General features: G+C 59.7%; 1 protein-coding gene. It reads right to left on the bottom strand.

The window, feature by feature from the left end; all coding sequences use genetic code 11:
- Window positions 1-54 precede the first annotated feature (54 nt).
- The gene (locus PH552_RS07280; protein ID WP_183761094.1) at window positions 55-15,036 is read right to left on the bottom strand and encodes a T1SS-143 repeat domain-containing protein; all 14,982 of its coding nucleotides are present in this window, start codon (window positions 15,034-15,036) and stop codon (window positions 55-57) included.
- Window positions 15,037-15,180: the final 144 nt, after the last annotated feature.

Below are 15,180 nucleotides of genomic sequence, written 5' to 3'. Positions count from 1 at the left end.
ATGCGGCGCTTTCAAGAAGCGCCGCGTAGAAATGTTGGTTCCGACAGAAAGGCGTCAGGCGCCAGCGGTCTGCGTATGGGTGGCAAGCTGCTCATCGTGGTTATTGAACAGCACATGCACGGCGTCGTGCCCTGCCGGTGTGTAGTTCTGCAACGTGGCCACCATATGGGTCTCCGAGCCGGTGTTGACGCTGATCTTCGTCGAATTGGTTGCGGTGTCGACCGCTGCCGTCATCGACGCGACTGCACTCGCCTCGGTCATGCCCGGATGTTCTCCGACCAGCGCATTCAGCAGGTTCGAGACATCCAGCTTGTCGCCCTCTCCCTTCGGGCTGAAGTCAGTGATGACATCAGCCATGTTGAGGTTGTGCAGCGCCTTGGCATCGAGCACGAAGGTATCCGCGCCAGCGCCGCCGGTCATTGCATAACCGCCACCGCTTATCAGCGTGTCGTTGCCGTCGGTGCCGTAGAGGTGGCCGATCCCGCTGAAGTCGATCTCGGCAGATGCGCCGTCGTGACCGAGCGAAAAGTCATTGGCTGAATATTCGCCGCTGAGGCCGACGGAGGCGGTATGAGTGCCGTCGGTGACTGTCAGCACGCCGCCTGTCTTCGCCGCGTTCTCGGTATAGGAGAAGCTTGCGGTTGCGGCGGAGATGTCGCCGAACCGCAGGGCGTCGTTGCCGTCGATGCCTGCGATCGTGCCGGTGAAGGCGGTCGCGTGGTCGATCGTGATCGTAGCTTGGGCGTTCTTACCAAGCGTGATCGCTTCGTTGAACGAGCCACCGATTTCGAGGCCCGCGTGACCCGACACCAGCACGATGCCGCTGCCGCTGACATTGCCCTCGAGGTTGACGTTGCCGCCATTCGCCCACACGACGCCGTTGTTGACAACGTCGCTATGTATATCGAGACCGCCGGTGCCGATCGCTTCCAGCGTGCCGGTATTACTCACCGCGTGGGCGCCGCTGTCGATGACGAGCGCGTGGCTGCCATTGGCAATGATCGTGCCCTCGTTGACCAGCGTCAGATGGCCGTCGCCGAGCTGGCCGGCACCTGAGATGGTATTGTCAACATTCGTCAGGGTAACGCCGTCACCGCTGCCGAAGATGACGTTATGCGTATCGTCGGACAAGATCACCGTGCCACCGCCGGTCAGCGTGAGGCCGTGCTGGACGATTTCGAGGGCCGTCTCGCTGCCGGTCGAGGCGAGATGGATGCTCCCGGTGTTATCAAGCGTTCCGCTGAACGGCATCAGCGCGCCGTCGGCGAGCACCATGTCCCCGGCATTATGCGTTACGACCTCTTTGTTGAAGAGGAAGTCGTCCGCCGTCAGAGCCGCGACGCTCACGCCTGTCAGCGTAATGGTCTCGCCATTGCCGAGCGTGATGACGGCATTGCCGGAGGCATCGGTCGACAGATGGGCCAGCACATCCGCGAAGCTATTGAAGCCTGCAAAGCCGATCAGGTCGATCTTGTCATGCGCCACATCGAAGTTGTGCACGACGTCCTTGCCGATAGTGTTCGCAAAGACCAGCGTGTCATTGCCGCTCGAGGCGGTCAGCGTGTCGTCGCCCGACCAGGCAAAGATCGGCGAGCCCTTGGCATAGGCTTCGACATTGGTGGCGACCGTTGCCACGCCGGTCGAGCCATCCGCATTGGTCCAGGTTTCGGTGATCTGAAGAACCACCGCGCCGGTAGTACCGTTTGGCGAGGTCACCGTCAGCGATGACGGATCGTTCGTCGCCACGGTCCAGGTACCATCGGCATTATGCGTGCCTTCGCTGAGCACCCAGCCCGCCGGAACTCCGGCAACGCTCAACGTGACCGCACCGACGTGACGCGACGGATCTGTGAGCGCGAGATTGATGGCCTCGCCGGAGATGCCGGCGGGCATATTCGTGTAGTTGACGGTTACATGTGCAGCGGAAGATACCCCACCGTCGCCATCGTTGACAGTGAAAGTAACTGTTCTGTTACCTGCTGTACTCGATGTCGAGCTAAATTGGATATCCTTTAACAACGCCGTTACCGCAGCTTGTGTAGCGTTCGTTGAAGTGAATGTAACCGTCAATGTTGCACCATTGATCGAGTACGTACCAATTGTCTTGTTACCATAGGTAACGTTCCCACTGCTCGTACCGGTAATCCCGATTTGACCAGCCGATGTTCCTTGGTTTTTGATACTCACCTTGTCTGATGAGCCAGATGACGTAACGACAAGGCTTCCGCCGTTGAAATTAGACGAATCGGCGTCTGAGACGATCGCGCTCGGCGCCAAAATAACAGCGCTACTCGACTTCGTGTAATTGACCGATGCGTCGACGCCGCTCGCCGAACTACCGTTTAGGTCTACTACTGGAGCATCATCCGTTCCATTGATCGTCACAACGATATCTTGGGAAGCTGTTCCGTCTACCGACGTCACAGTTAATGTATCAGTTACAACCTGACCTCCAGCCAACGCATGAACGTTTGCAGCGGAGTTATTGAGTGTATAGCTCCAAACGCCGCTATTCGCATCAAAACTGAATGTGCCGTAGGTTCCGGACAATGAAGACGGTGTCTGGAAATGATTCTCGCCACGGTCAACATCGGTAACTGCCAGCGTACCGCCAGCCGTCAATTGTCCATCTTCCGTTACCGCGCCAGTTGCTGTACCGGAAATAGACGCCGCATCGTTAGCTCCATTGATGGTTACGACGACGTCCTTTGTAACCGTTCCGCCATGACCATCACTCAGTGTCAGAGTGTATATCTGATTTACATGATCATTTACGCCCAATGATTGTATCGCGCTATCGTTGACGCTGAACGTCCAGTTAACCTTGTTATTGATGTTATCGACGCTAGCATTAAACGTACCATAGTAGTTGCTACCGACGGGCGCCGTATAGCTAACGGTATGTGTATAAGATGCATGTGTATCCGTGAACGCAATCGACCCCGTCGTCGTTTCAACACCTGGTGTTGCGGCAATCGATTTTACAGAGACGTCGTCGATATTAAAATAGCCAAAAGGTTGATTTGGCGACCAGAATTTTATGACCGTACTAGAGCTCGTGGCGACGAAGTTGACGGTATAGAGCGTGTACGGACCGACACTCGAATAATATGTATAGCTGATAGCCTGCGTTTGAGATCCTGTCGTAACGTCGAAAATTGCCGTCCCACTGCCCGCCAGACTGGTGGAAAAGTCCTGCATGTAAAAGGAGAGTCTATATGTCTGACCCACAACCGTCGATATCGTCTGCGAAAGCGAGTTGTTGGTCGAGCTGGTATTCGCCGTGAGCATTACAGACGTGCCGTCAAGTCGACCGGCATTTACCTCGAAGGCTGCTCCAGTGAATGACCAGCCATTCGGATAGGTATGGCCTCCGGAGAAGTAATAATCCTGGAACCCGCCATTCGCTATAAGCTCCGAACCTACGTTGTACGACGCGTCCTCCGTTACAGACCCCGTTGTCGTCCCCGTGCCAAAGACCGGCGCGCTGTCGACACCCGTGATCGTGACGGTGACGTTGTGCGGCGTTCCATCGGCTGAGGTGATGGCCAAGGTATCGGTCAGCTTGGCGCCAGCCGTCAGCGCTTGAACCGCCGCGTCATTGTTGTTCAGCGTGTAGGTCCATGCTCCCGTAGCCGAGCCATCATTGGTAAAGGTAAACGTCCCATGTGCGCCTGCGATCGAATTTGAAGACGCAGTCGTGAAGGAGCTTTGGTTTGCATCGACGTCAGAAACGGTGATCGCGCCGCTGATCGGAGCGGTGCTGCCCTCCAGAATGTTTCCGGTATCGCCAGTAAAGGCCGGCGCATCATTCGTTCCGTTGATCGTGATATCGATCTGCTGCTGCGTACCGTCGGCAGTCGTCACGGTGATCAGATCGTGCAGTGTCGTGTTGCTGCCGGTGCTGTTCAAGGCCTGGACGGCATTATTGCTGTTGTCCAGCACATAGTTCCAATGACCATCAGCGCCGATGGTGAAGTGACCGTAGTTCGTTGCCACGTTGTTTTGCGCTGCAAACGAGGGATCGCTATCGACGTCCATCGACGAAAGCACTCCGCTCGTCGTCGGTATTCCGGCCGTACCGTTGTCGACACCGCCGGCCTCCGTCACGCTCTTGGCAACATCGCCAGTGATCACGGCAGCGTCGTTCGCTCCGTTGATCGTGATATCGATCTGCTGCAGTGTGCCATCGGCAGTCGTCACGGTGATCAGATCGTGCAGCGTCGTATTGCTGCCGGTGCTGTTCAGCGCCTGGACGGCATTATTGCTGTTATCCAGCACATAGTTCCAATGACCATCGGCGCCGATCGTGAAGTGACCGTAGTTCGTCGCCACGCTGTTTTGCGCCGTAAAGGAGGGATCGCTGTCGACGTCCGTCGCCGAAAGCACGCCGCTCGCCAACGGTACCCCGGCCGTCCCGTTATTGACGCCGCCGGCTTCCGTCACGGCACCCGCCACATCACCGCTGATCACGGCTGGATCGTTCACACCGTTGATCGTCACCACGATGTCATGGGTCGTTCCGTCGACCGATGAAACTGTAAACGTATCGGTCCTGGTCTGGTTCGCACCCAGGCTCTGCACGGCCGACAGGTTGTCATCGACCTTGTAGCTCCAGTTGCCGTCCGCATCTATCGTCAGCGCACCGAGATGCGTGCCGTCCGGATTTATGGTCGTTGCCTGGAACTTGCTTTCGCCCCGATCGGCATCGTTGACCAACAACTGTCCGCTTGTCTGCAGAAAGCCGCCGACAACGTTCAGATCTTCCGTGACGGCGCCGGTCTCGGCCCCGGTAAACACCGCCGGGTGATTGACGTGATCCACGACAATGGTGAAGGTGCCCGTGCCCAAGGTCACGGGGTCGCCATCGGCGTCCGTCGCCTTCACGTATTGCGAGAAGTCGAGCGTCTGGACCTTGGCACCGTCAAACACCTGGTTCAGCACCAAGCTAGCATGGCCGGCGCCGTCGACAGTCAACGTAAAGACCGTATCGCCGGCCGCCGAGCCGACAATCGTATGCCCGTCGGTGCTGGTAAGCGTGACGGCCGCGCCGTTGTAGGTCAACGGGGTGCCACCTGTCAGGGTACCGGAAGAGGTACCGGCCGCTACGGCATTCACCGACCACGCCAATGGACTGTCGGCACCGGAAATTACCAGCGAAGTCAGGTCCGTCGCCACCACTGCGGAATGCGAGCCGGCCGTCACCACGCCATCGTCGGAAACGGTTGCGGAGATCCCTGCACCGGTCAGCTCCGGCGCGTCATCGGCAATGTTGAACGTCAGAGTCGATTGACTTGTCCTGCCGTTCATGTCGGTCACCGTGTAGGTGAACTGATCCGTATCCCCCGATGCATTCAAGCCCGGATGAGTCAGCGTGTATGTATATGCGCCATTCGCGTCGATTATGAGATCGCCATAGGAGCCATGGATCGTCGTCGTCTGGCTGTCCGGAGCGGTTTGATCGACTGTTACGGCATTGTTGTCGGCGCCTGTGACGCTGGTGATATGCGGATTGTCGAATGTCCCAAGGACGATGCTCCCCGCGGCCGTCAATTGACCGGGCTGCGGATCGGAGCCGGTCGCGAGATAGGCTTCCGACAGCGGCGTTGTATCGATCGTCGGGGCGAAGACGACCGGCGCGATGACGGTGGACGTCGTCTGCGTCACGACATCGTTGAAGCCCTGACCGTCCGTATAGCTCACTGTCAAGATCAGTGAATGCCCGACATCGGCACTCGTCACCGTGTAGGACGATGCAGTTCCGAGAACGGTATGCGAGCTGTCGTCCGCCCAGCTCCACGCATAGGTCAGGCCCGACTGCCCGTGATCTGGATCGTCTGCCGCAACGGCGGCGTTCAGCGTGTCGCCCGCGACGATCGCTTTGCCCGTATGCGTGGTCTGATCGGCGATCGAGATCGCGGCCTTGCCATCATCGATGGCCGTAACGTTGATCGCCATCGTATGGGCAGTCGACGTATTCGCGCCGCCATTGGCAGTGCCGCCGTCATCCTGCACAGTGAAGCTGAAGCTCTCGGTCTCGGTCGGACCGGCAAATCCCGCCGAAGGCGTGAAGTGCAGCGTCGTAAGCGCGCTGGCAGCGATATGCTGCCCCACGGCAACTGGTGTCGAGCCAAGATAGAGCGTGCCATCCGTCGGCAGGCTGTTGATGGTGACGTAGCCCAGCTTATTGCCGTCGATGCTGTCGCTGAAGGCGAAATCCGTCGATTTGAAGTAATAATCCGCGTCTTCACTGGTGAAGACGCTTCCATCCGCCGTGGTCGGCGCATGGTTTACGCCATGGACGGTAATGTTGAAGGTGCCGCTGGATTTGCTGCCATCCCCGTCGGTGACCGTATAGCCGACCGACAGGACCGAGGACTTGCCGAGCGGCAAGGCGTCGAACACCCCACCTGGCGTGACGGTCACATGACCGGCGTCGATCGTGACGATGGAAGTGCTCAGCGTCGTTCCCGTGAGAGGGCCGCCGGCACTGACGCTGTCTACATGGATCGCACCGCTCTGGGCCGCTCCGTCGGCACCAAAAGCGATGGTTCCGGCAGAAAGAGTGAAGATCCGGCTGCTGTCGTTCTCATACATCGATCCCAGCGAAAGGGTGCTGGCGATCGGTTTGTCGTCATTGATGTTGAAGGTCAGTGTTGCCGTCTGGCTTTCACCGTCAATCGGCGCATCGCTGACTTTAACGGAGAAGTCGTCATGCTTGCCCGCGCCGCTCGTCGCACCGGTCAGCGTATAAGTGTAGTTGATAGCCGTCGTGGTGACGCTGAGGATATGCAGCGTTCCGTGGGCGCCCTGAATGGTGGCATTGGTATCGCCGTTGGCGATAGCGGTGCCGACGTTGAACGTATGGCCATTGATCGTCACGATCGAGGGCGCATCGCCTGCGGTGATCGCGATGCTGCCGGAATGGACGTTAGAAACGCCCGGCGTACCCGTACCACCCGGCAAGCCGCTTTCGCTGACGCTTGATACCAGGCCGGCCGAAGAGATTGTCGGAAGGCTGTCCGTGGTCGACTGAACGACGATGGTAACGGAGCCGCTGCCCAGGGTTACGGAATCACCATCGAAATCCGTCGCCGTGACATATTTCGAGAAGTCGAGTGGCAGCGTTTTGCCGCCGTCGATCGCATGATAAAGGTCGAATGTAGCGTGACCGCTCGCGGGATCGACAGTCAACGTGAAGACCGTGACGCCTCCTGCCGAGCCGGTGATCGTGTGTCCATCCGTGCTGGCGAGCGTGATGGCCGTGCCGTTGTAGGTCAGCCCGGTACCGCCAGTCAGGTTACCGGAAGACGTTCCGGCGGCGACCGCGTTCACTGACCAGGCCAACGGGCCGTCGGCGCTGGCGTGGACGAGCGAGGTCAGATCTACCGTTGTCTCGGCAGGATTATGGGTGGGCGTCGTCGTCGTGTCGGTGACATGGACGTTGTCGACCGTGACTGTCAGCGAATTGTCATGCGGATCGATCTCGAGCGACGTCAGTTGTTTGCCTTCGAGTGCCGTCCCGGCGGCCGAGAAGGTCTTGCCGGTAGTCGTCACCGAATACGTGTGGCCTTGCGCATCGGTGCCGATGATCGTGACCGTCTTGGACGACACGCCTTTGTGGTCAAACACACCTATATCCATCTGGGTGAGGACAAAGGTCGTTCCCGTGTTGGACACGAGCACGATGTCGCCGCCCTTGAACGACGAGCCCACATGGCCGCCGCTGACGCTGCCTTCAGTAACCGTCAATTTGGCAGCAGCAGGGTTCACCGTGTCGAAATCGATCGTATAGGATGCCGTCGTCACCACCGGAGCATTGATCGCCGTTTCCGATACGGTCGCAGAAACCGAGCCATGATCAGCCAGCGTCGGCACATCATCGGTGATGTCGACCGAGAAGCTCTGTGTACCGCTCGTGGTATCCCCATCGCCGTCATGTCCGGCAACCTGGAAAGTCAGCTTGATATCCGAGAGGTTGGTTTGACCGTTGACGTCGTCGAGCGACTTGTAAAGCGTGAAGTTGTAGGCGCCGTTGGCGTGGCCGCTGTCCTGGGTCAGGACAACCTTGAAGACCCAGCTCGACTGGTCGGCGGCATCGCTGCCGGTATAGGCGATGAGCGTCATGCCGTCGCCGCTGAGCGAGTAGGACAGCGCGTGGCCGCCAGAGCTGAGCTTTGTCGCATCAAACGTCTGATTGTTGCCGTAGCTCGCGGTGAAATAGCTGCCGTTCGAATGCGCTACGAACGCGACAGCATGGGCGGCCGGGCCGTCAGCGCCGAAGGCAAGATTGAGCGCAACCGCGCCAGTGCTGATGCCTGAAGGCGACAGCGAACCCGTATTCGTCAGAAGGTCATGCTCGGCAAGTGTCTTCGTCGATATGGCAACGCCGATCGACGGGCCGTCATCATCGAAGCGAATGCTGCTGCCGATGGAAACCGACTTGGCGACGGTATCGCCGTCACTATCGGTCGCGCTCAGAACCGCCGAGAGCTTGCCGGTAAGATCGACCGGATCGCCGTCCGATTTAGACGTGTTCGGATTGGCAAGGGACATGTACTGGGCGATGCTGACCTTGCCGCTGTTGTCGATCCGGATCGCAAAAGCGATTTCGCCGTCGGCGATCTTGCCGACAACGGTGCCATCGGCGAGCTGCGAGAGCGTGATCGCCTGACCTGCCGTCGTCGTCAGCCCGGAGTCGGCATTGTCGATATGAAGCGCCAGGCTACTCGTCGCGCCCGACGCATCGTCGGCGCCTATCGAGACCGACGGAGAGACGATGTTATGTTGTGCGTAGACCGTCGACATGTGCGGATCGTTGCCGCCGGTGATGCCGGCAAACAGGCTCTTCACCGAGAAGTTGGCGTTGACGTCGTTATCACCGCTGCCGCTCTCGTCGATCGTGATCGAGCCCGTCAGGGCCAGATCGACCTTCGGTACGTCGTCAACGATCGTAATGTTCAAAGCGCCGGTCAGCGTCACGCTGTCGCCGTCGCCGTCAGTCGCCTGGATGACGGAACCGAAGTCGATGACCGAGATCGAGCTATTGCCCGAGCGCAGATCGTTGCCGGGACCTGCGACGTTGTCGAGCTGATCGTACTGCTGGAAGGTGAAATTGCCGTTGCTAGACAGCGACAATGACAGGACCGGACGGTCGAGAAGCGGATTGTAGCCGCTGTGGTGGTCATTATCGACATAGCCGATGATCACGTTGTTGACGACGGCATAGGAGAGCGCGCCGCCACCCGAAGTCAGATGCAGGGCGGTAAGCGTCGATGCCGCATTGGCCGTGAAGCTGAAGCCGCCACCGATCGCTGCGCCGTCAGCACCGAAGGAAACGGTGGATGCAACGGAGCCGGATACCGTGGCCGCAAAACCGAGACCGAACAGTGCCGGCTGCGAGGATGATCCGTCGTGTGCGCCGTCGAGCGGGCTGTTGCCATGCGACAGGAGATTGTAAATATCGCCCTCGTCGGCCCTGGCGGCGATAGTCGTGCCGGAGGCAACCGGAACGTCGTCTATGATGGCGATCGCGAGCGACCCCTTCGCCGTATCGCCGTCGCCATCCGTAACTGTGAAGCCGAAATTCAGCGTCATGCTGTCTTCGGTCGTCGATGACGCCGAATGAACGAGCGGCGCATCCGCGGTGAAGCTGTAGGAACCGTCCGAATTGATCGTCAGAACCGCAACGGTGGCATGGCTGGAGGCGCCGGTTGCCGTCCAGGTCGTCACACCGTTCGCCGCTGACGACGTCCAGGATACCGATTCTTGATGGCCGATTCCGTGGCCGTCGAGGTAGATTGCCTTCAGCGTCGGCAGGCTGTCCATCGACACACCCTTGACGCCGTCGGCACCGGCAGAGAACAGAGCCCCGGCACCGCCGTTGATCGTCTTCGCGTCGGCGGCGCCATCCGGGTTGCCATGCGCCTGCGCATCGTCGTTGAGCGGCGTTAATGCGGTATCGACCTTAAAGGCGATCGGCGCGTCGTCCTTGACGGTAACCGTCAACGCGCCATTGGCGGTATCGCTGTCACCGTCGGTGACCGTGAAGTTGAAGGTCAGATCCTGCGTATTTTCCGCGGTCAGGCTTGCCTGATGCGCGACCGGCGCGCTGAGCGTGAAGCTATAGGAACCATCCGCGCCGATCGTCAGCGTCGCGACCGTCTGGCCGCTGTCCTTGCCCGTCGCGATCCAGACCGTCTCGCCACCCGCCGCAGTCATCGGGCTGCCCCAAACGACCGACTCGACATGGGCAAAGCCATCCTTGCCGATATAGATGGCACTGAAATCCGTCGTCGCTCCGAGCGTTACCTGATGAACGCCATCCGCGCCACCCGTGAAGAGCGTGCCGCTCGTGCCACTGACCGTATCGGTATCGGTTACGCCAACTGTGTCGGGATTTCCGCCCTTCAGGGCATCGTCGTTCAGCGTCACGCTGGTCACAGCGACGGTGTTTGCCAGCGGCACGTCATCCGTAACATGCAAGGTCAGCGAGCCGGTGGATGTATCATTGTCACCATCAGTCACCGTGAAGGTGAAGGTCAGCGGCAAGCCTTCTTCCGTCGTGCCGGAGGTCGGATGGACAAGCGGCGCACTGGTGCTGAACGTATAAGAGCCGTCGGCGTTGATGGTCAGCGTAGCGACCGTCTCATGGTTGGTACTGGAAGCAATCCAGGTCGTCGCACCACCGGAAATCGTCGGCTTGCCCCAGATGACGTCTTCCTGCTGCGCGAACCCGTTGGCATCGACATAGATCGTCTTCAAAGCCGGCAGGCTGGACTGATCGATCGAGACGCTTGCAAAACCGTCAGCACCAGCGCTGAACAACGCACCGGCAGCGCCCGAGACGCTATGCACGTTGGCGCCGTCGGCATCGAGGTTTCCGCCGATCTGCGCGTCGTCGTTGAGCGTCGAGGCGGTATTGTCAATCGTGTGAGCGATCGGCACGTCATCCTTGATGCCTATCGTCAGCGAACCCGTGGTCTTGTCGCTGTCGCCATCGGTGACGGTGAAATTGAACGTCAGAGAGAGGGTCTCTTCGGCGGTTTGCGCGGTCGGATGCACAAGCGGTGCGCCGGTCGAAAACGTGTAGGAGCCGTCGGCATTGATGGTCAGCGTGGCGACGGTCTCGTGATTTGCGCTGGAAGCAACCCAGGTCGTCGCGCCGCCGGAAATCGTCGGCTTGCCCCAGATGACGTCTTCCTGATGCGCGACGCCGTTATCATCGGTGTAGATGGTGGTCAGCTGCGGCAGATCCGAATGAGCAATCGTGACACGCTTGAACCCATCTGCGCCCATGTTGAACAGGCTGCCCGATGCGCCGCTGACGCTGTTGTATTCGTCAGTCTTGTCGGGATTGCCGCCTGGGAACATATCGTCGTTAAGGAGGCGATCAGCCGTGGCATTGTTGGCGACCGGGAGGCTGTCGGCGACGTTGAGCGTCAGCGAGCCCGTTGCCTTGTCTCCGTCACCGTCGGTAACTTCGAAGCCGATCTTGAAATTCTCGTTATCGGAGCCCTTGGCGTCAGCGAAGGCGCCGGACTGGACATAGGTGTAGCTGCCGTCGGCATGCACGGTCAGCGTGAAGATGACGTGGCCGGAATCCTTGCCGGTCGCCGTGTAGACCGTGTTACCGGAATCGTCCCTCGACGTGCCGTAAGACAGGCCTTCCTTGTGGGCAACGCCGTTATCATCGATGTTGATGGCTTTGAGACCGGTCGGATTGGTGAAGGTCAGCCGCGCGAAGCCATCGGCTCCGGTCGTGAACAGGCTGCCCGATGCGCCACTGACGCTGTTGGAGTCAGTCTTGGCGCCATCCGGCGTCGAACCTTCGCTCGGCTGCTCGATAAGCAACGGGACGGGAGGCAGATTCGGCCCCGAGGGGGTCGACGTGGTGTCGTGAAGGCTGCCCGAGTCGACCGTCACATCATTGGCGGCCGGAAGGCTGTCGGCGACGTTGAGCGTCAGCGAGCCTGTTGCCTTGTCGCCATCACCATCGGTGACTTCAAAGGCGATCTTGAAATTCTCGTTATCGGAGCCCTTGGCATCGGCGAAAGCGCCAGACTGGGCATAGGTGTAGCTGCCGTCGGCACCGACGGTCAGAGTGAAGAGAACTTGACCCGACTCCTTGCCAGCTGCGGTGTAGATCGTGTTACCCAGATTGTCCGTCGTGGTGTTATAGGACAGACCTTCCTTATGAGCGACGCCATTGGCATCGATGTAGATGCCCTTGAGGCCAGTCGGATCCGTGAAGGTGACCTGCTGGAAGCCGTCAGCGCCGGCAGTAAACAAGCTGCCCGATCCGCCGCTGACGGTGTCGGCGGCGCCCTCCGACGGCGTCGGCCCTTCGCTGAACTCGAGGGGTGGGCGGGGCGGCATCTGCTCGGCTGCCGTCGTGTCGTAAAGGCTGCCCGTGCCGACGGTAACATCGCTGGCGACAGGCTTGTCGTCGGCGACGGTGACGGTGAACGTATTCGAGGCGATGTCGCCATCCGAGTCCGTTGCCGTATAACCGAAGGTCAGCTTGATGGCGTCCGATCCCTTGGCATCATCGAGCGACTGGACCAGCTTAAAGTTATAGTGGCCGTTGTCGGTGTCGGAGATCGTCGCATAGAAGACGATGTTCGAGCCGACCGCACCCTTGGCATCTGCGACCGCCGTGGGAGCGGCCTCGCCGGTGTAGCCGACCAGCGTACCATCGGCCAGCAGTACCGTATGCACTGCAAGACCATGCGAACTCAGCACTTCGCCATCCTGGCCCTCTGTCGTGACCGTGGCATTAGTAAAGGCAACAGACCGATCGCCGCCGCCGCCCTTGTCCGAGTTGGCGTTGTCGGCACCCCAGGAGATGTTGAGTGAACCGGTGGCCGTCGTATCGCTTTCGACATGCGGATTTTCATTGCCGCCTGCCAGCGCGCCTTCCGTAACGGAGCCCGCATCGCCGGCCGCGGCAACCGGCTTGTCGTCAGCGACGATGATGGTGAAGGTGTTCGAGGCGGTATCACCGTCAGAATCAGTCGCCGTATAACCGAAGGTCAGCTTGATGGCGTCCGAACCCTTGGCATCATCGAGCGACTGCACCAAAGTGAAGTTGTAGTGGCCGTTGTCGGTATCCGACACCGTTGCGTAGAAGACAACATTGGATGCGGAGGTCGCCGTCGGAGCGGCCTCGCCGGTATAACCAACCAGCGTGCCATCGGCCAGCAGTACCGTATGCACTGCAAGACCATGCGAGCTCAGTGTTTCACCGTCCTGGCCCTGTGTCGCCACGGTTGCGCTGGTGAAGGCAACCGAGCGGTCACCGGCGCTGCCGTTGTCGGTGTTGGCGTTGTCGGCACCCCAGGAGATATTGAGCGAACCGGTAGTAATTGCATCGGTCTCGACATGCGGGGTCTCGTTGCCGCTCGCCAGCGCGCCTTCGGTGACCGAGCCTGCATCACCGGCTGCCGCGACCGGCTTGTCGTCGGCAATGGTGACGGTGAAGGTGTTCGAAGCAGTATCGCCGTCAGAATCGGTCGCCGTGTAACCAAAGGTCAGCTTGATGGCGTCCGATCCCTTGGCATCGTCGAGCGATTGCACCAGGGTGAAGTTGTAATGGCCGTTGTCAGTGTCGGAGACCGTTGCATAGAAGACGACGTTGGATGCGGAGGTCGCCGTGGGAACGGTTTCACCTGTATAGCCGACGAGCGTGCCATCGGCCAGCAGCACCGTATGAACGGCCTGACCATGCGAACTCAGCGTCTCGCCATCCTGGCCCTGTGTCAGTACCGTTGTATTGGTGAAGGCAACCGAGCGATCACCGAGGCCGCCCTGATTGGTATTGGCGCTATCGGCACCCCAGGAAATGTTAAGCGAGCCGTTGGCCGTCGCGGCGCCCGTGTCATGGCTTAGGGCTGCGTTGCCGGCAGCCAGCGCTGCCTCGGTGACAGAACCCGCAGTTGCTGCGGCTGCAACCGGCACGCTGTCTGTGATGTCGACATTCGCGATGGACGCAACCGTATGACCGCTCGTGTCGGAGACGGTGTACCGGAATTGAAGCTGAAGTACATCGCCCGATGCATTGGCGCCGCGGGGATGGTCGAGAGCAGCGAGCTGAGTAAAGGTGTAATCGCCGGTCGAAGCGTTGAATACCAGCGTGAAGACCGCGACACCATTGGCCGTGCCGGTAACGGTCTGGCCATTCTGGGTGACGACAACGGGAACGCCGCCAGAGGTTAGACCCGACAGCTGCTGCGTGCCGCTGCCGGTGATTTCTGCCTCGCCGACCAGCGTGACGGTGGTGATCGCGGCATTATTGCCGCCGAAGCCGAAGCGACCGGTGCTGCTTGTCGTGAGGAAGGCGCCAGTGCTGCTGCCGCGTTCGATCAGCGAAGCCGTTTCGGTCGCCTGCTGATCGATGAAGGGAACGCGAGTCTGCGTACCAGATAGATTGCGGCCGTTACCGCCGCCGATTATGTCGCCAGGACCAAGAAGGCCAAGCAGATTAAGCGGCGTGCGGGGGTTCCCAGCCTGGCTGTCCGTGAACTGGTGGCCGGAATCCGTGCTGTTGCCGGCATGAACCGAACCATCGGGACCTTCAGCGACATTGATGCCCTGCTGCTGCAGCGCGGCGACGACGGCCTGCTGCGGCAGCGTGACCTCACCGATCAGGAAGGTTGGAACGTGCAGCGCTCCGTTGATAATGACGATGCGCGTACCGTCGGCCTGGATGAGAACAAGGTTACGTCCCTCGACATGGATATCGTCGATGGAGGTGTTCGGCGGCAGATGAACGACATTGCCATTGTCGGGTACGATCTGGAGTGGCTGACGAGCGCCGGCGTTTTGCGGCTCGTTCGCGGCAAGTCGCCCTGTCTTGCCATTCGCCTGCTGCTCCTCGGCTTGTGCCACTTCGAACGCAGCGACATCAGCATTCTGCGACAATGGCAGCAAATGATCGGCGCCGATATCGGCCGTAACGCCCGTGTCCCGGCCGCCTGATGCGAAATCATGCGAAGCAGCTTCGTGATCTACGGTCGAAATGCGCAAGTCGTCCATGGGTCTGGCTCCCGGTGTCTCGTAATTTGCCGCAATCAATTACGGGAGCGGGCTGATTGCAATACTTCATTAACCTCACGGATATAGCCGGTTATGCAGCACCGCAGAATTATTTTACCGATGGTTAACTCAACGGAAGAACAA

Origin of the sequence: Rhizobium aureum, from assembly GCF_030182495.1 — a bacterium.
Lineage (GTDB): Bacteria > Pseudomonadota > Alphaproteobacteria > Rhizobiales > Rhizobiaceae > Rhizobium > Rhizobium tropici_C.
Note: the sequence above shows the minus strand (reverse complement) of the source record. Positions and strands in the feature narration are given on the sequence as shown.